The following is a 16,795-nucleotide window of genomic DNA, read 5'->3' as shown; positions in this document are numbered from 1 at the left end:
CACCCGCGGGCATCGGACTCGAGCTCGGAAACGGGCACTGAGAACGGAGTGGCCCACGTCACCGGTCAGCTCAGGCGGGCGAGCAGGGAGAGGCTGCGCCCCATGACCAGGTCGGTGGCGGCGGCGTCGTGCGCGTCCAGGCTGCTGTCGGTGAACAGGTGACTCGAACCGCGATAGGTGAACAGCTCGGAGTCGGGGACCAGCCCGACCAGCTCCCGCATCACGTCGAGGTCGCCCCACGCGTCCTCGTCGTTGACGTGCGCCTGCACCGCCACGCCGTCGGGCCAGGAGGGCGCGAACGCCGTGGCGGGCACCGCGCCGTGGTACAGCAGGACGGCCAACGCGCCGGGCCGGGTCTGGGCGAGCCGCTGCGCCGGCACGGCCCCGAGGGAGAACCCCGCCTAGACGACCCGGTCCGGCAGCCCGGCCACCGCCTCGGCGCCGCGCCGGGCCACCGCGTCGAAGCCGACCTGCTCGACGTGGGCCGTGCCCTCCTCCAGGGTGGCGAACGTCCTGCCCCCGAAGAGGTCGGGGGAGGTGACCCGGTGACCGGCGGCGCGCAACCGGTCGGCGAAGGCGTGGACGCCCGGGGTGAGACCTTGGGCGTGGTGGAACAGGACGACATCGGTCATGGCGGTCCCCGGGAGCGGTCGGTGGTCGGTGGTGGGCGGTCGATGGTCGGCGGTGGTCGGTCGGCGGTCGGCGGCGTGGAACGGGGGTCCCCCTGCCGGAGGGGACCCCCGTTCTTGATCCTGCCGGCGGGGTACGACAATTCCGGGGCGCCGGATGCGGCTATCCACACCCCGGCACTCCAACACCCCGGTGCCTCGGTGCCTCAGCAGGAGCGGTCGAGTTCGGCGCCCGCCGGCGCGAACTCCAGCCGCACGTCGTTCGACCTCGGCAGCACCAGCGCGACCCCGTCGCGGCGGTTCCACCCCTTCGGCAGCAGGAAGCTCTGCCCGGCCGACTGCAGCACCAGCACGAGGCCGTCGTAGCGGAAGCGGTACATCGCGTCGGGAGCGGTGCACCGCGTCACGTGCACCCCGGGTCCCCGCACCTCGATGTCGTTGGTGCTGAACAGGACCGTCTCGGGCATGGTGGCGAGCTTCGTCTCGTACTCGTACGCCCGCGCCTGCCCGACCGCCGCCGAGTAGTCGTTGACGGCCCAGAACAGGCCGATGGTGGCGAGCACGAACGTGAACGTCCACTGCAGCACCGGCACGACCCCCGTGACACGCCCGCCCACGCGGTCCTGGTGCAGCCGATCGGCCACCGGGAACAGCACGACGCCCACCGCGACGCACAGGCCCGGCAACCCCGCCACCTCGTAGAGCAGCGAGGGCACCGCGACCCCGGTGAGGCCGAGCAGCACCAATCCCGACCCCAGTGCGACCAGCGTCGGGACGGCTCGCCGCACCAGCGCCCGCCACGTCCTCGGCGCGAGCAGGGACCGCAGCAGGCGGTACGCCCACAACGCGGTGAGCCCCGCGGCCGACACGGCCGTCAGCGGCACGAACATGCCGTCCGCGCTGCGGATCAGGAAGTCCGGCGCGGCCAGGCCCAGCACGGAGTAGTGCACGCCGAACCACTCGCAGAAGAACGTCGCGTGCCGGGTGCCGAAGTAGAACAGCAGCGCGGTCAGCACGGTGGTCGGCGCGAGCAGGGAACCGAAGACCTTCAGCGCCCGGGAGGGCGCGTCGTCCCGCGGTGCGGAGGTCGTGGCGCGCACGGCTCACACCTCGGGGCACCGGTCGTTGTTGACGACGAAGGTGATCGTGCCGCCCTCGCGCAGCGGGTCGGGGACGATGATGCCCTTGGGCGCGACGACGCAGTCCTGCTCGCTGACGAAGCTCTCGTCGACCTGCAGGTGGTACCCCACGCACAGCGTGCCGCCGGGGCACTCCGCGACCAAGAGGCTCTTCACGCCCGGCCAGACATCGGCGAACGGTTGACCGGTCCGTTGCTCGATCGACTTGCGCAGGTCGTCAGGCAGCACCCAGCGGTCCGGCGGCTTGGGCGGTGGTGGTGGCGGCTTGGGTGGCGGTGGCGGTGGCGGTGGAGGTGGGGGCGGTGCCGCGGTCGTCGTGGTGCGGTGCGGCTCCGGCGCGATCACGGTGGTCGGTGGCGGGGCGCTCGTGGTCGTCTCGTCGGCGGTGGTCGTGGGGGCGGTGGTCGAGGTCGGGGTGGTGGTGCGCGGTGCGACTGCGGGGCTTTCCGGCGACGGGGGCCTGCCGCACGCGGCGACCAGCCCCACGGCCAGGAGCCACACGGCGGTACGACTGTTCATGGCTGCACCTCCTGTACGGGGGAGGAGGTGCTGAACGGAGTAGCTGATACACCCGATCGGTACGCCCATTCGGGTGATTCGAGCACGCTCGGTAGATCAGGCCGCCACGCCGACGAAGTCCGCGAGCCTGCGCAGGTCGCCTTTCACCGAACGTCGTTCGCGCCGGAGCATCCCGCGCAGCATCGAGTGGACCCGACCGGTGTAGAGCAGTTGTTCCGGGGCGAACGCCCTGGCCGCGTTCAGCGCGTCAAGGGCTTCGCGGTCGTGTCGTCGCAAGTAGTGGGCCCAGGCGATGGTGATCAGATGTGAGGTCTTCCGCCCGGACAGCACCTCCGGGAGGCTGTCGTAAGGAACGCCGTCCGCCAGCTTGATCGCCGCTGTCGGGTCGCCCAGTTCGAGTGCGAGCCACACGCGGTGGATGGCGATGTTGGTGGGTCCGAAGGCGAGCCAGAAGTCGTTCCGGTCGCCGGTCCTCTCCGCTACCCGGGAGGCTTCGTCGAGGTAGTCGCGCACTGCTCGGTGGTCGCTGAGCGTGGCAGCGCCTATGGCGCCCCGGAGCATGAGTGCCCCGTACATGCTGTGGGACTGGGGAGAGTCGAGGCGGGAGCGCAGGGCGTCGGCCGCGGCAATCGGAGCGTCGGTCGATTCGGTGAGGCGACCGGTGTGGCGCAGGATGATCGACAGCGGCCAGGCCCCGTTCGCGATCAGGAGCGGGTCGCCGGATTCCTCGGCGGCGCGCATTGAACGCTCAGCGGCAATCCAGGCCAGGTGCGGTTCGCCCATTTGATCCAGCAGACTGGAGGTTGTCCGGTATACCAGCGCTTGCAGTCCGGCTGCCTCCCGCTTCTGCTCTTCGCCCTCGGCCAGGTGCTTCAAGTGCCACGAATCCGCGATCATGCCGGGGATGAGCGGAGCTTTGTCGGACAACCGCGACATCATCGTGTACCGGTAAGCCCTCTCGATGCGGGTCCGGAGGTGCTCCGGCGCAACGGGTTCCCTGTCCGGCACGCCGACCAGTGAAGCGATCCCGTTGTAGCGCATCATCGCCGCTTCGACGGCCGGGATGACGGTGGGAGCGGTGCCGAGCGAGTCCCTGCGCCTCGCCGTCGTCCGGAAAGGGCCTGGCAGCAGTGCTGATGGGGGAATTCGCAGGGCATCGGCCACCGCGACGATGGTGGACAGCTGTCCACCTCTCGTTTACCGTTCTCGATCTGTCGGAGCCACTCGGTCGTGCGTCCCCCGACCAGGCCGCACAACACCTCTTGGGCCATGCCTTGTCGCTTGCGGTAGTAGGCAATGCGATCGCCTACTGTGGCTTCGTTGTCTGGCCGCATAAACCGAGAGTACCCATCTCGACCTGGCAAGTTGGACCCCCAAAAGGGTTTTGGGGTTGACCGCGGAAGTGGATCTAGCGTCCCCGCTGCGGGAAATCCGGCGCAAGTCGGATTGGCAGGCGAAGGAACTGCTGAAAGAACTGGGCTGGTCCGCGGGCAAGCTGTCCAAGCTCGAATCGGGCATGCGCGGCACCGGGGAGCGGGACATCGTCTACCTGCTGGGCGTCCTCCACGCGAGCAAAGAGGACCGCGAACGCGTGTACGACGTCCTCTCGACGGGTGCCCGGCACGCCTTCGTCCGCCGCCACGACGCCGACGGCAGCACGCGGTGCATGAGGGTCCACGAGGAAACGGCGGTCTCGGTCACCACCTACGAACCCTTCACGATCCCGTCGCTCGCCCAGACCTGGGACTACGCGCTGGCCCTGACCGGCAGCGAGGGCGCCGCCGACTCCCGGACCCGTCGCAAGGACGCGGCGCGGGCGCGGGCGATGGGTTCCGGGGGGGCAGCGGTGGCGCTTCTACGTCCACGAGTTCGCCCTGCGCACGGTCGTCGGCGGCAAGGACGTGATGCGCGACCAGGTGCTGGACCTCACGCCGGCCACCGGCATGCCGAACACCTCGGTCAACGTCATCCCGCTGGCCGCGGCGGTGGACGCGCACGTGCTGCGACCGGCGACCCTCATGGACATGGGGCACTTCGCCAGGGCGGTCGCCTGCGTCGAGGCGGACTCCGCCACCGCCTTCTACGACGATGACGCGATCGTGCGGGAGTTCCGGGACAAGGTGCGGGCGCTCGCGGAAGTGGCCCTGGGCGACGACGAATCGCGGACCCTGCTCGCCCGGTGGGCCGACTTCCACGACCGGAACCCGTGAAGTCCCCGACCCGGAGACCGCATCACCAAGAGGTGACAGGACCCCTTACGCGGCCTTCGCGCCGTCCAAGCCGTCCGGCTCGGCGGTGGCGGCGGCGGGACCGCGACCCCCGCCGGTCCGGTCCTTCAGCGCGAACGCGATCGCGGCCAGCGTCAGCAGGGCGAACGCCGGGTAGGCCCAGCCGATCAGCGACAGCCACCCGGGCCGGGTGATCGTCCAGATCGTCGGCTGCCGGTCGAGCTGGAAGGCGATCAGGTCCCAGAACATGATCGGGCACCACAGCACCAGCAGCGTCCACCGCGCCCACGGCACCACCCGCGAGTGCGCCAGCCAGATCAGCAGCGGACCGACCCACACCCAGTGGTGGTCCCACGAGATCGGCGACAGCAGCAGCCCGAGGAACTGCACCACCAGCACGCCGAGCAGCGCGTCGCGCGCCCGCACCGCCGACCGCAGCGCGAACCCGGCCAGCACGACCGACACCACCGCGGCCAGGACCCACGGCCACGTCATCCCGACGTCGTGGCCGAGGGTCCGCGACAGCGCCCCGCGCAGCGACTGGTTGTGCGCGGTGGCGATCGGGCCCACCCGGTCGGCCGCGCCGAGCAGCTCGAACCAGTAGCGCCTCGCCTGCTCCGCGTCCACCAGGAAGCTCAGGCCGACGCTCACCGCGAACGCCACCACCGACCACGCCGCGGCCGCGAACCTGCGCGTGGCCAGGAAGTACAGCCCGGAGATGGCGGGCACCAGCTTCACGCCCGCGGTCAGCCCGATGCCCGCGCCCGCGACCCGCGGGTCCCGCGCCACCATGGCCGCCAGCACCACGGCCGCCAGCACCAGGTTGATCTGCCCGAACTCGAAGGTGTGGTAGACGGGCTGCATCCACAGCAGCACCGCGGTCCACAGGATCGCCCGCCGCCGCCACAGCCGGGGCTCCTCGGTCCACCCCGCGCCCGCCACCAGGCGCAGCGACACGCGCACGAGCCAGTACAGGCACAGCCCGGACAGCAGCCGGAACGCCCACTGCGCCACCACCCACGGCAGCCACGTCATGGGCAGGAACACCAGCGCGCCGAACGGCGGGTAGGTGAACGGCAGCGGGAAGTCGGGCGGCGAGTGCGGCGAGGTGACCTGGTAGAGGTCGCCCTCCAGCACGTGCGGCGCGAGCGCCCAGTACACGTACAGGTCGATCGTCTCGTTGCCGAACCCGGTGACGATGGTCCAGGCGCGGACGACCGCGGAGGCGATCAGCAGCCACGGCGCGACGGTCAGCAGCCGCCTCTCCAGGGTGACCAGGGCGGACGGTTCAGAGGGCACTGCGCTCGGCCTTCGAGGTCGTCGGTGTCGTCGAGGTCGTCGGGTTCGGGGGGACGGTCCCGCCGCGGAGCAGCCGGGGCATCACCGCGAGGGTGAGCAGCCCGAGCGCCGGGTAGGCCCAACCGAGCGCGGCGAGCGGCCACGGCCGGGGGATCTCCCAGATGGACGGCTGCCGGTCGATCAGGAACGTGATCAGGTCCGCGCCGGTCACGACGACCCACGCCGCGGCGACCGACAGGGCCGGCCACCCCCGCCGCGCCACGCCGTGCACCAGCCACAGCACCAGCGGGATGACCCACAGCCAGTGGTGGCTCCACGAGATCGGCGAGAGCAGCAGCCCGAACAGCTGCACGGCCACCACGGCGGCCAGGGTGTCGCCGGCCCGCACCGCGGCGCGCAGCGCGAACCCGGTCAGCACCGCCGACACCGCCACCGCCAGCAGCCACGGCCAGGACGTGCCCACGTCGTACCCGAAGGTCCGCGACAGCGCGCCGCGCAGCGACTGGTTGATCGCCGAGCCCACCGGGCCCACCCGGTCGGCCGCGCCGAGCAGCTCGAACCAGTAGCGCCACGAGTCGCCGGCCGAGGCGACGAAGCCCAGCGCCACCGTGACCGCGAAGCCCGCCACCGACCACGCCGCGGCCGCGAACCTGCGCGTGACCAGGAAGTACAGCCCCGAGATCGCGGGGGTCAGCTTCAGCCCGGCGGCGACGCCGACGCCGAGGCCGGCCACCGCCTGGCGGGTCGCCACCATCGCCGCGAACGTGCCCGCGACCAGCACCAGGTTGATCTGCCCGAAGTCGAGCGTCTTGCGCACCGGCTCGCACCACAGCGCCAGGCCGGTCCACAGCAGCGCCCGGCGCGACCAGGTGGCGTCGTAGGGCTGCCCGGCCCGGGAGGCGAGCAGCCGGAGCGCCGTGCGGACCAGCCACCACAGGCACACCAGGGACAGCACCTGCCACAGGACGCGCGCGGCGAGCCACGGCAGCGACGAGATCGGCAGGAACACCAGCGCCGCGAACGGCGGGTAGGTGAACGGCAGCGGGAAGTCCGCCGTGAACGGCATGTTGATCGAGTAGAGCTGGTCGGTCAGCAGGTTCGGCGCGAGGCTCCAGTAGACCTTGAGGTCGATCATGCCCCAGTCCGCCGGGTTGCCCAGCCGCCACGCGTACCAGCCCAGCGACAGGCACAGCACCAGCGGCGCGAACCTGAGCAGCTTCTCCTCGGCCGCGTGCGCCCGGTCAGCCACCCGTGCCCCCGCGCCGCCGGCTCTCGGCCACGTCCGCCCCCTCGTCGACGCCGGTGAGGTCGACGTCCTCGAAATCCATCTTCTCCAGGTCGGCCAGGTCCTTGAGGTCGGCGGCCGAGAGGTCCACGCCCGGCAGGGCGACGCCGTTCGGCAGGGCGACCCCGCCCGGGGCGGCGCCGGCGGCCGGACCCGCGAGCGGGTCGGGGTCGCTCCGGAGCAGCGCCCGGCCCACCCACACGCCGACCAGGACGGTCAGGGCCAGGTAGGGCCACCACACCCAGGGGTTCATCGAGCCGTAGGTCCACCGGGCGACGATCGTGCCGTCGGGCAGGGTGACCAGCACCATCCACACCGAGACGCCGGCCACGACCGCGAGCCACCTGTCCTGCCACGCGAACACCGCGGCCAGCGCCAGCGCCCAGGTGAAGTACCAGGGGAGCACCGACGGGGCGAGCACGGAGGCGGCGAGCAGGGCGATCGCGGCGCGCCGGACCGCTTCCGCGCCGCCCTCCCGGGCCAGCCACCACTGGCGGACGAGCACGGCGGCCAGCACGTACATGCCCGCCGACCGGAAGAAGCCGAGGAAGCCCTCGTAGGTGAACGCGCCGAAGTGGCGGCCGACCGCGTGGTAGGTGAGCTCCGCCACCGCGCAGGGCAGCGACATCCAGGTCAGCAGCGGCGTCTGCGAGCGCAGCACGTCGATCCAGCCCAGGTCGACGCCCGCCACCAGGGTGGACAGGGCGAACACGACCGCGAAGGCCCCGCCGCCCGCGACCGCGCCCTTGACGAAGCGGTGCCGCGCGGGGCCGGACATCCGCGCCACCCACACCCACACCAGGAACGGGGCGACCAGCAGCGCCGTGGCCTTCACCGCGGCGGCCAGGGCGAGCACCGCGAACCCGAGCACGTGCCTGCGGTCGAGCACCAGCAGCACGCCGACGGCCATCAGGCCGACCATCAGGATGTCGTTGTGCGCGCCGCCGATGCCCACGGCCACCACCAGCGGGTTGGCCACGGTCAGCCACAGGGCCACCGGGGCGCGCCCGCCGAGGTGGCGGGTGAGGCCCGGGATCGCCCAGGCCAGCAGCACCAGCCCGGCGAGCACGGCCAGGCGCATGAGGATGGCGCCGAGGATGACGTTGTCGCCGAACACGGCGACCGTGGACTTGGCCAGCAGCAGGAACAGCGGCCCGTAGGGCGACGGCGTGTCCTGCCACAGCCCGGCCACGTTGCCGCTCAGCGGCAGGTCCAGCGCCGACGCGCCGGTCGTGTAGGGGTCGAAACCGCGCAGCGCGACCGCGCCCTGGGCCAGGTAGCTGTAGACGTCCCGGCTGTAGAGGGGCGGGGCGATGACCAGCGGCGCGGTCCAGGCCGCGGCGGTCAGCGCCACCGCGCGACCGCCGATCCGCCCGGTGCGCACCAGGCGGCCGAGCCGGACCCACGACACCACCATGAGCGCCAGCCCCGCGTACAGGACGGCGAAGGCGAGGTCGTGCCCGTGGCCGTAGCGCATCGCGTTGAGGAACGTGCCGCTCAGCAGCGGGTCCCGCCGGACGACCGCGCCCGCGCCCAGGCCGCCGAAGGTGATCAGCACAGCGCCGAGCACGCCCGGTCGCAGCACCCTCGAAGGGACCTGCCGGAACAGCGTCAGCCACGCATTCAGCCGGGGAGGGAGCAGTTCCGCCCGCTCGGCACTTCCGCTCAGATCAGCGGTCACAACCGGATCCACCTCGTTGATCCCGGGATCGGTCCGCGTACACGCCGACGGGGCCGGGTGTGCGCGGCACCGTCGCTGAGATCAGGGACGTGTGGGGCCATAACCAGGAATCTTGGCACGACAGTCCACCGTAGATGACACGGACCGGCCTTTTATCCTTGTCGTTACAAAGCGGTGTGACGATCCCCACTGGAACGCAACCTCGGTGGGAGGTGCGTCAGGGGGCCCGCCCGGGTCCCGCGCGGGGGCTCCCGCGCTCCGGCGGCGGTGGGGTCGGACCGGCGCGCCCGAGACCGGAAGGGCAGGTCACGGGCTGTTCCACCACTGCGGCGCACGACGCGGTCCAGGTCACCAGAGTGCCTTACCCCGGTTCGGGCGGCGCCAAACCCGGGCGTGGTCGGACGGGCCGGGTCCTTCCGTGACCGACGAATTGGCCCCTTCGCGAGGGTGTTTGACGTCATGGCTGTGACGAACGGGGCCGCCCTCGCGGGCGCGGTGTCACACCGTTGCCCGCGAGGGCGCATTTACGCGGATTCACCTGTCGCGCGGGATTGCACGATTCACCTGATCGTGTAATAACTTTCGTGTTGCGGGTGTCGTGTGCCATGAGCCAGGACGGATCGCGCGAGCCACACCAGCGCCGCCCCGACCACCACGTGCAGCGCGCTGGTCAGCGGGGTGTCCGGCAGGCCGGCGGCGAGCGTGAACACCGGCAGCGCCGCCGTGTAGGCCCACGCGGGCACGCGCGGGTGCGCGCCCGCCCGCAGCATGGCCGCGCCGAACAGCGCGCTGCCGACCGCGAAGACCAGGGCGCTGCCCAGCAGGACGACCCGGGTCGGCGCGGCGAGCACCGGGTCGTCCAGGTGGAAGACCACCACGTTCAGCGCGTAGGCCGCCGCGCCGTACAGCCCCAGCCCGACGGTGTTGACCGCGTAGCCGACGACGCCGAGCGCCGTGCGGGGCTGGGTCAGGTGCAGCGCGGTCACCAGGGGGGCGGCGAGCGCCGGCGACACGCCGACGAGGAGGCTCGTCGCGGCCGTCTCGCCGGTGAACGCCTCCACCGCGCCGGGCAGCGCGATCAGCAGGCCGGACAGGGCGCCGCACCAGGCGCCGAACCGCAGCAGGAAGCTCATGCGGCGGACGCTATGGCCGCGGGCGGCGCCGGGGTCAGTGCCGACCGGCCGGACCGGGGGTGCCGATCGGCACGTGCCCCTCGGCACGTCCCCGGACCCGGGCCCGGCACGTAGCCTGCCCCCGTGCGCCGTGTGCCGTGGTTGACGCCCCTGCTGTGCGGGGTGGTGCTGGCGGCCGGCGCCTACGCCGGGGTCGCCGGGCTCGGCGAGACCCGCTGGGCGCCGTTCGCGCTGGGGCTGGCCGCCCTGGTCCTGGTGGACCGGGCGCGGTGGGCGCCGGGGCTCGTGCTGGCCCTCCAGGCCGGGCTGGTGGTGCTCGTCGCGTCCGCCGACGGCTCGGGGATGGCGCGCGTGTTGTTCCTGCTACTGCCGTTCGGGGCGTACTTCGCGTTCGGCCGCGCGGTCGCGGTCGCGGTGGGCCTCGGGTGCGGCGCGTGCCAGGTCGTCGCGTTCCAGCTCACCGCGCCCGGCTGGGCCCGGTCCGCCGAGCACGTGTCCGACCTGCTGATGTTCGGCATCGGGGTGGTCTTCGCCGTGGTCACCGCGGAGCTGTCGGCCGCCGCCGAGCGCAACCGGGTGGCGCGCGAGGTGCACGACGGCCTCGGCCACCACCTGACCGCGGTCGCCGTGCTGCTGGAGCGGGCGGAGGTCTTCCGGGAGCTGGACCCCGGCCAGGCCGACCGGGCCGTGGGCGACGCCCGCGAGTCCGCGCGCCGGGCCCTGGCCGACGTCCGCGCCTCGGTCCGCGCGCTGCGGGGGCCGTTCCGGCTGGCGGACGCGCTGCGGCAGCTCGGGGGCGGTCCGGGCGTGACCGTGGAGTGCTCCGGCGACGAGAGCCGCTACCCCGCCCCGACCCTGCTGGCGCTGTACCGGGCGGCGCAGGAGGGCGTCACCAACGCGCTGCGGCACGCCGCCGGCTCGCCCGTCGCGGTGCGCGTCCACTGCGGGCCGAACCGGGCGGAGCTGACCGTGGTCGACGGCGGGCCGGGGTTCGCCGGGCCGGAGGGGTTCGGGCTGCGCGGGCTGCGGGAGCGCGTCGCCGAGGTCGGCGGCTCGGTCGAGGTCGGCGGTTCGGTCGAGGTGGCGGGCGCCGCGGGCACCACGCTGACCGTGGTGGTGCCCAGGTGAGCGACGTACGCGTGGTCGTGGTGGACGACCAGCGGCTGGTCCGGGAGAGCATCGCCGCCGTGCTCGACCTCCAGCCGGGGATCGCCGTCGTCGGCACCGCGGGGGACGGCCGGGAGGCGGTGGAGGCGACCGGGGCGCACGACCCGGACGTGGTGCTGATGGACGTGCGGATGCCGGTGCTCGACGGCCTCGACGCGCTGGGCGTGCTGCGCGCCCGGGGCTGCCGCGCCCGCGTCGTCGTGCTGACCACGTTCGACGACGAGGAGTACGTGGTCCGCGCGCTCAAGGCGGGCGCGAGCGGCTACCTGCTCAAGGACCGCCCGGCCGCGGAGCTGGCGGCGGCGGTCCGGCTCGCGCACGCCGGCGTGGTCCAGTTCGACCCGGCCGCCGCCGCGCGCCTGGCGTCCGCGCTCGCGCCCGCCGCGCCCGGACCCGGCGACCACGACCTGACCGGGCGGGAGGCGGACGTCCTGCGCCTGGTCGCCACCGGGGCCACCAACCGCGAGATCGCCCGCCGCCTGCACCTGAGCGAGGGCACGGTCAAGAACCACGTGTCCCGCATCCTGACCCGGCTGGGCCTGCGCGACCGCACGCAGGCCGCCGTCTACGCGCGCGACCACGGCCTGGGCTGAAGCGCCGCGGTCGCGCGCCGTCACGCCGGGACCATGCCGGTGAACAGCAGCAGGTTCGGCGAGTCCGCGCCGAGGCCGTTGACCACGCCGGGCGTGGCGTTGGCGCCCAGCGCGGCCGCCACCTGCACGGCCGAGTCGCCGGGGAACCGGTGCCGCCACAGCGCCGCCGCGCCCGCCGCGTGCGCGGACGCCGCCGAGCCGCTGATGGTCGAGTACGCGGTGTCCGACGTGCCCCACGCCGAGGTGATGGCCACGCCCGGCGCCCACACGTCGATGCAGGCGCCCTGGTTGGAGAAGCCCGCCTTGTTGTCGTTCGCGTCGGTCGCGCCCACGGTGGTGGCCAGTGGCGTGCTGCCGGGCGAGAAGCCGCACGCGTCGGCGTTCGAGCTGCCGGACACCACCGAGTAGTGCACGTTCGCGTTGATCGACGCGGTGATGGCGTCGTTGAACGCCTGGTGCTTCGGCCCGCCGGGGGTCATCAGCGCGACCGCGCGCCTGCCGCTCGCCGCCGCGTCCCTGGTCACCCAGTCGATGCCCTGGATGATCTGCGAGTAGGTGCCGGAGCCCTGGCAGTTGAGCACGCGCACGGACACCAGCGCCACGTCCTTGGCCACGCCGGTGGTCCGGCCGCCGACGATGCCGGCCATGTGCGTGCCGTGCCCGTTGCAGTCGTCGCCCGGCGGGGTGACGCCGCCGACGGTGTCCAGGCCCGGCACGGCCGCGCCGTCGAACTCCTGGTGGGTGTAGCGGATGCCGGTGCCGAAGACGTACGCCCGGACGTCCGCGGCGGTGTTGGCGTGGTGGTACTTGGCGTCCAGCGGCAGGGAGCGCTGGTCGATCCGGTCCAGCCCCCACGACGGCGGGGCGGGCTGGACTTCGAGCGCCCGCGCCGAGACGCCGAGGTCGACCTCCAGGTCCTGCGCGACGTAGGCCACGCGCGGGTCGGCGGCCAGGCGGCGGGCGGTCGCGGCGTCGGCGCGCAGGGCGAAGCCCGCCAGGGCGGAGGTGTAGGTGCGGGTGACGCCCCGGACGGCGCCGCGCGTCGCCGCGAGGTCCTGGTGCCGCTCGAGCACCACGATGTAGCTGTCCGCGACGGCGTCGGGGTGCCCGCTGTAGAGCACCGGCGCGGCCGCGTGCGCGGGCGGTGCGACGAGCCCGGCTAAGAGCGCTCCGGCCACCGCGACGTGTCTGGTCCTCATGGCTCCTCCTAGAGCAGGGGTCGGCGGGTGCGCCGACGTCAGGGGAACTCGCCCTTGCACCTCAACACGCGGGGTGTTCCGCGCGGCAGGGCCGATCAGCCGCCGATCACCCATCCGTCGTGTCCGGGTGCGCTCGTTGGGCTGAATGGCTGAACACGTTAGGTTCGGGCTAACGCTCATTCGGGGGACTTCGACAGCAAGGCCACCGACGCGCGCACACAGGGGGAATTGCGCTCATGGCCAGGAAGAAGAACGAGACGCCGAAGTCGCTGCGGCAGTTCGTGCGCACGAAAGGCGCCGGTTACCTGAGCGACCCGAACGTGTCATCCATCGGCATCGGCCACAAGGTGTCCGGCGGTCGGGTGACCGACGAGGTCGCCGTCCAGTTCACCGTGCGGCGGAAGGCCGCGCCCGAGGAGCTGGCCGCGCTCGGCACCGCGCCGCTGCCCGAGGTGATCGAGGTCGACGGCGTGGCCGTGCCCACCGACGTGCTGCAACGCGACTACCGCGTGGAGTTCCGGGTGCTGGGGGACGCGGCCGTCGACCCGCGCAAGACGCGCGTCGACCCCGTGGTCCCCGGCGTCAGCGTGGGGCACGTGCGGGTGTCCGCGGGCACCGTCGGCTGCATCGTGCACGACCGCGAGGACGGCACCCCGTACGTGCTGAGCAACTGGCACGTCCTGCACGGACCGCAGGGCGCGCTGGGCGACGACGTGGTGCAGCCGGGCGTGCACGACGACAACCGCACCGGGCGCAACCGCCTCGGCCGGCTCGTCCGGTCGCACCTGGGCGCGGCGGGCGACTGCGCGATCGCCACCGTCGAGGACCGCGGGTTCGACGCCCGGGTCCACGAGCTGGGTGTCGCCGTGGACAAGCTCGGCGAGCCGGACCTCGGCGACAAGGTCGTCAAGAGCGGCCGCACCACCGGCGTGACGCACGGCGTGGTGCGGCGCGTGGACGTGCTCGCCAAGATCGACTACGGGCCGGGCGTCGGGCAGCGCGAGATCGGGTGCTTCGAGATCGGCCCCGACCGCGCCAAGCCCGCGCCCGACGGCGAGCTCAGCCGGGGCGGCGACTCGGGCGCGGCGTGGGTGTTCAAGTCCGCCAACGGCAAACCGGGCCGCACCCTCGCCGGCCTGCACTTCGCCGGCGAGGCGGCGGGCGACGCGGACGAGCACGCGCTCGCGTGCCTGCCCGGCTCGGTGTTCGAGAAGCTCGGCATCTCGCTCGCGCCGCCGAAGGGCGCGCGGGTGGGGCGCGCGAAGCCGCGCCTCGGCTTCGACCCCGACTTCCTGGGCACGCCGGCGGGCCTGCCGGTGCTGGGCGAGCGGACGCGCGCCGACGCGGTCGAGCTGGACGGCGGGCCGGTCATCGACTACACCCACTTCTCGCTCGCCCAGTCCAAGTCCCGGCGCTTCGCCTTCTGGGTGGCGTGGAACATCGACGGCGCCGGGCTGAAGAAGATCAACCGCACCGGCATCCCGTTCGTCCTCGACCCGCGCGTGCCCGCCGAGCACCAGGTCGGCGACGAGCTGTACCGGGGCAACCGGCTCGACCGGGGCCACCTGGCGCGGCGCGCGGACCTGCTGTGGGGCCCGGACGCCGAGCAGGCCAACGTGGACTCGTTCTACTTCACCAACATCACGCCGCAGATGGACGACTTCAACCAGAGCGCGCGGCGGGGCCTGTGGGGCAGGCTGGAGGACGCGGTGCTCGCCGACGCCGAGGTGGACCGCCTGCGCGTCAGCGCCTACGGCGGCCCGGTGTTCCACGCGGACGACCGGGTCTTCCGCGGCGTGGCCCTGCCGCGCGAGTACTGGAAGGTGATCGTGTTCGCCTCGGGCGGCGCGCTCACCGCGCGGGCGTTCCTGCTGACGCAGAACCTGGACCAGTTGGAGTCGCTGGAGTTGGACGAGTTCCGGGTGTTCCAGGTCAAGGTGGCCGAGGTGGAGGAGCGGTGCGGGTTCGCCTTCCCGGACGAGGTGCGGGCGGCGGACGCGCTCGTCCTGCCGTCGTCGACCGACGAGCGCGCGCCGCTGGGAGCCCTGACCGACATCGCGTGGTAGCTCAGGCGCCGTGGACGGTGAGGGTGGTCGGCCCGGTCACCGAGGCCACCCCGCCGGCCAGGCACCGGAGTGCGTTCGGCGTCACCAGCGTGATCACCTGCTCCGCCCCGGCCGGCGCGAACCCGCCCGCCGTGATCACGCCCGTGTTGACCACCACGACCTGACCGGCCACGGCGCTGGAGGTGACGTTGTACCGGAAGTCGCTCGGCGTCGTGCTCCCGCCCCAGGTGAACGTGCGGAAGGCCGACCCGGAGTCGAACAGCACCAGGCAGGACGCGTCGAGCGTGAACGTCTCCTCGTAGGTGGCGGTGACCGCGTCCGGGTGGGTGCAGGTGGTGTAGACCCCGCTGACGGTGACGGTCGTCGGCCGCGTGGCCAGGGTCAGCGGCGGGTCGTAGGTGGTGACCTCCGTGCCCAGGCACACCTGCTCGACCCCGGCCGCGTGGGCGGGCACGGCGACCAGCGCACCCGCCGCGGCGAGGAGGAGCGCCGCGGCGAGGCGGAGCGGTCGTGACGTCATCATGGTTTCGTCCTCCTCGGCGCGACGGGTGGCACCGGTGAGTTCGCCCCGCCGGCCCGGCCGTTAGCGGACCCGGGGCCGCACCACCCGGTCGGCGGTGCGGTTCCCCGCACCGGCCGGGGACGACGCCGGACGCGGCGTTCAGCGCACCGGCAGCGGGTAGTCGGGCAGCTCGACCGAGTCGTGCAGCCGGGCGCCCGCCCGGTTGAGGCGGACCAGCGCCCGGCTCAGCGGCCGGGGCAGGTAGCCCATGGCCCGGAAGCCCTGCCGCAGCAGCCACAGGTCGCGGGGCGTGGCGGGCACCAGGCGCTTCGCCGCGTCCACCGCGAACGCCCGGCTGCCCCGGACGTAGTCGGCGATCCGCGCCTCGTAGGCGGGGAACGCGCGCGTGTGGTCGCCGCCGGCCGCCGCGAGTTCGCCGGCCAGCGCGTACGCGCCGACGACCGCCAGGCTCGTGCTGCCGCCGACCGCCGGACCCGGGCAGTAGCCCGCGTCGCCGACCAGGGCGACCCGGCCGCGCGTCCACGTGTCCAGCCGCAGCTGGGTGACCGAGTCGAAGTAGAAGGCGCCGTCGGGGTGGTCGAGCCACCGGTCCACCTCGTCGTCCACCCCGGCGAACGCGGCGCGCAGCACTTCCCGCTGCCCCGGGACGTCGCGGTGGTGGAGGTCCAGCGGGCCGGGCGTGCGGAACAGGAACACCGCCCGCGCGTCCGGCAGGTGGCGGGCGCTGTAGGCGGCGGCGATCCGGCCGACCTCGGCGTGGGCGACGGCCCGGTCCGCCGGCGCGAAGTGCTTCGGCAGCGACCGCACGGCCACGTGCGCGCCGATGAAGTGCTCGGGCACCTCGCCGAACACCAGCCGCCGGACGGCGGAGTGCAGGCCGTCCGCGCCGACGACCAGGTCGAACCGGCGCGGCGCGCCGCGCTCGAACGCCACCTCGCCGTCCGCGGAGACCGAGGTGACCGAATCGCCGAACACGTACTCCACGTCGTCCCGCGTGGCGCCGTGGAAGATCTCGGCCAGGTCGTCGCGCATGACCTCCACGTGCCGGTCGGCCAGCGCGCCGAACAGGCGGCCCAGGTCGACCTCGACCGGGCGCTTCCCCCGGCTGCGCAGGGACATCCACCCGGTCCCGGTCGCCCTCTCCAGGACCTGCGGCAGCACGCCCATGCGCTCCACGACGTCCATCGCGGGCCGGAACAGGTCCACCGCGTGACCGCCGGTCTTGCGCAGCGCCGGCGCGCGCTCCACCACGGTCACCTCGTACCCGTGCCTGGCCAGCCACCACGCCAGCACCGGCCCCGCCACGCTCGCGCCGGAGATGAGCACCCCCATGC

The 16,795-nt window shown here is 73.4% G+C and carries 15 protein-coding genes and 2 pseudogenes; 5 read left to right on the top strand and 12 right to left on the bottom strand.

Translation table 11 applies throughout. The features are described 5' to 3' along the window. Window positions 1-65: 65 nt before the first annotated feature. The 5 genes from ACFV4N_RS09745 to ACFV4N_RS09725 form a co-directional block, all read right to left on the bottom strand. Window positions 66-380, bottom strand: coding sequence for a dienelactone hydrolase family protein (locus tag ACFV4N_RS09745; RefSeq protein ID WP_499672074.1), 315 nt, complete (start codon window positions 378-380; stop codon window positions 66-68). Window positions 381-401: 21 nt separating this feature from the next. Continuing rightward, entirely contained in the window at window positions 402-632 is a 231-nt protein-coding gene (locus tag ACFV4N_RS09740; protein WP_499672073.1) for a hypothetical protein, read from the bottom strand. Window positions 633-835: 203 nt separating this feature from the next. Next, window positions 836-1,729 carry a hypothetical protein gene (locus ACFV4N_RS09735; RefSeq protein ID WP_499672072.1) on the bottom strand — a complete coding sequence of 298 codons (894 nt, stop codon included), beginning with the start codon at window positions 1,727-1,729 and terminating at the stop codon, window positions 836-838. A gap of 3 nt (window positions 1,730-1,732) precedes the next feature. Then, on the bottom strand, window positions 1,733-2,287 hold the full coding sequence (locus tag ACFV4N_RS09730; RefSeq protein WP_499672071.1) for a hypothetical protein: 555 nt from the start codon (window positions 2,285-2,287) through the stop codon (window positions 1,733-1,735). 96 nt (window positions 2,288-2,383) lie between these two features. After that, the gene (locus tag ACFV4N_RS09725; RefSeq protein WP_499672070.1) at window positions 2,384-3,451 is read right to left on the bottom strand and encodes a hypothetical protein; all 1,068 of its coding nucleotides are present in this window, start codon (window positions 3,449-3,451) and stop codon (window positions 2,384-2,386) included. 238 nt (window positions 3,452-3,689) lie between these two features. Between ACFV4N_RS09725 and ACFV4N_RS09720 the strand changes: the two are divergent. Together ACFV4N_RS09720 and ACFV4N_RS09715 are read left to right on the top strand one after the other, a co-directional pair. After that, window positions 3,690-3,866, top strand: a pseudogene (locus tag ACFV4N_RS09720) (helix-turn-helix domain-containing protein); the annotation flags it as partial. 235 nt (window positions 3,867-4,101) lie between these two features. Further along, window positions 4,102-4,497: pseudogene (locus ACFV4N_RS09715) on the top strand (Scr1 family TA system antitoxin-like transcriptional regulator); the annotation flags it as partial. Window positions 4,498-4,542: 45 nt separating this feature from the next. Here the strand turns inward: ACFV4N_RS09715 and ACFV4N_RS09710 are convergent. The 4 genes from ACFV4N_RS09710 to ACFV4N_RS09695 all read right to left on the bottom strand — a co-directional run bounded on the left by ACFV4N_RS09710 (window position 4,543) and on the right by ACFV4N_RS09695 (window position 9,913). Continuing rightward, the gene (locus ACFV4N_RS09710; protein ID WP_499672069.1) at window positions 4,543-5,814 is read right to left on the bottom strand and encodes a glycosyltransferase 87 family protein; all 1,272 of its coding nucleotides are present in this window, start codon (window positions 5,812-5,814) and stop codon (window positions 4,543-4,545) included. Continuing rightward, window positions 5,804-7,063 carry a mannosyltransferase gene (locus ACFV4N_RS09705; protein ID WP_499672068.1) on the bottom strand — a complete coding sequence of 420 codons (1,260 nt, stop codon included), beginning with the start codon at window positions 7,061-7,063 and terminating at the stop codon, window positions 5,804-5,806. The genes ACFV4N_RS09710 and ACFV4N_RS09705 overlap by 11 nt, the downstream gene beginning before the upstream one ends. Next, complete coding sequence (mptB, locus tag ACFV4N_RS09700; protein WP_499672067.1) at window positions 7,056-8,780, bottom strand: polyprenol phosphomannose-dependent alpha 1,6 mannosyltransferase MptB; 1,725 nt, start codon at window positions 8,778-8,780, stop codon at window positions 7,056-7,058. The genes ACFV4N_RS09705 and mptB overlap by 8 nt, the downstream gene beginning before the upstream one ends. Before the next feature lie 560 nt (window positions 8,781-9,340). Next, on the bottom strand, window positions 9,341-9,913 hold the full coding sequence (locus ACFV4N_RS09695) for a hypothetical protein (RefSeq protein ID WP_499672066.1): 573 nt from the start codon (window positions 9,911-9,913) through the stop codon (window positions 9,341-9,343). 123 nt (window positions 9,914-10,036) lie between these two features. Between ACFV4N_RS09695 and ACFV4N_RS09690 the strand changes: the two genes are divergently transcribed. Together ACFV4N_RS09690 and ACFV4N_RS09685 are read left to right on the top strand one after the other, a co-directional pair. Beyond that, complete coding sequence (locus tag ACFV4N_RS09690) at window positions 10,037-11,041, top strand: sensor histidine kinase (RefSeq protein WP_499672065.1); 1,005 nt, start codon at window positions 10,037-10,039, stop codon at window positions 11,039-11,041. Continuing rightward, window positions 11,038-11,673, top strand: a complete 636-nt coding sequence (locus ACFV4N_RS09685) for a response regulator (RefSeq protein ID WP_499672064.1) — start codon at window positions 11,038-11,040, stop codon at window positions 11,671-11,673. The genes ACFV4N_RS09690 and ACFV4N_RS09685 overlap by 4 nt, the downstream gene beginning before the upstream one ends. Window positions 11,674-11,693: 20 nt before the next feature. On the opposite strand, the gene ACFV4N_RS09680 is transcribed toward ACFV4N_RS09685, so the two are convergent. Continuing rightward, a complete protein-coding gene (locus ACFV4N_RS09680) occupies window positions 11,694-12,872 on the bottom strand; it encodes a S8 family peptidase (protein ID WP_499672063.1) in 1,179 nt (392 codons plus the stop codon). A 236-nt stretch (window positions 12,873-13,108) separates the two neighbouring features. On the opposite strand from ACFV4N_RS09680, the gene ACFV4N_RS09675 reads away from it, so the two are divergent. Further along, a complete protein-coding gene (locus ACFV4N_RS09675; protein ID WP_499672062.1) occupies window positions 13,109-14,938 on the top strand; it encodes a DNA/RNA non-specific endonuclease in 1,830 nt (609 codons plus the stop codon). A 1-nt stretch (window position 14,939) separates the two neighbouring features. Here ACFV4N_RS09675 and ACFV4N_RS09670 read toward each other — a convergent pair whose 3' ends face one another. Together ACFV4N_RS09670 and ACFV4N_RS09665 are read right to left on the bottom strand one after the other, a co-directional pair. Then, a complete protein-coding gene (locus ACFV4N_RS09670) occupies window positions 14,940-15,461 on the bottom strand; it encodes a hypothetical protein (protein WP_499672061.1) in 522 nt (173 codons plus the stop codon). Between the two features lie 138 nt (window positions 15,462-15,599). After that, on the bottom strand, window positions 15,600-16,795 hold a 1,196-nt coding region (locus ACFV4N_RS09665), incomplete at its 5' end, for an FAD-dependent monooxygenase (protein WP_499672060.1).

Source organism: Actinosynnema sp. NPDC059797 (assembly GCF_042732085.1).
In the GTDB taxonomy this organism is placed as follows: Bacteria; Actinomycetota; Actinomycetes; order Mycobacteriales; family Pseudonocardiaceae; genus Actinosynnema.
Note: the sequence above shows the minus strand (reverse complement) of the source record. Positions and strands in the feature narration are given on the sequence as shown.

Excerpts from the sequence above, each read along its gene's own strand:
- ACFV4N_RS09740 (WP_499672073.1), bottom strand. The coding sequence starts at position 632 with ATGACCGATGTCGTCCTGTTCCACCACGCCCAAGGTCTCACCCCGGGC.
- ACFV4N_RS09730 (WP_499672071.1), bottom strand. The coding sequence starts at position 2,287 with ATGAACAGTCGTACCGCCGTGTGGCTCCTGGCCGTGGGGCTGGTCGCC.
- ACFV4N_RS09695 (WP_499672066.1), bottom strand. The coding sequence starts at position 9,913 with ATGAGCTTCCTGCTGCGGTTCGGCGCCTGGTGCGGCGCCCTGTCCGGC.
- ACFV4N_RS09680 (WP_499672063.1), bottom strand. The coding sequence starts at position 12,872 with ATGAGGACCAGACACGTCGCGGTGGCCGGAGCGCTCTTAGCCGGGCTC.
- ACFV4N_RS09675 (WP_499672062.1), top strand. The coding sequence starts at position 13,109 with ATGGCCAGGAAGAAGAACGAGACGCCGAAGTCGCTGCGGCAGTTCGTG.
- ACFV4N_RS09670 (WP_499672061.1), bottom strand. The coding sequence starts at position 15,461 with ATGATGACGTCACGACCGCTCCGCCTCGCCGCGGCGCTCCTCCTCGCC.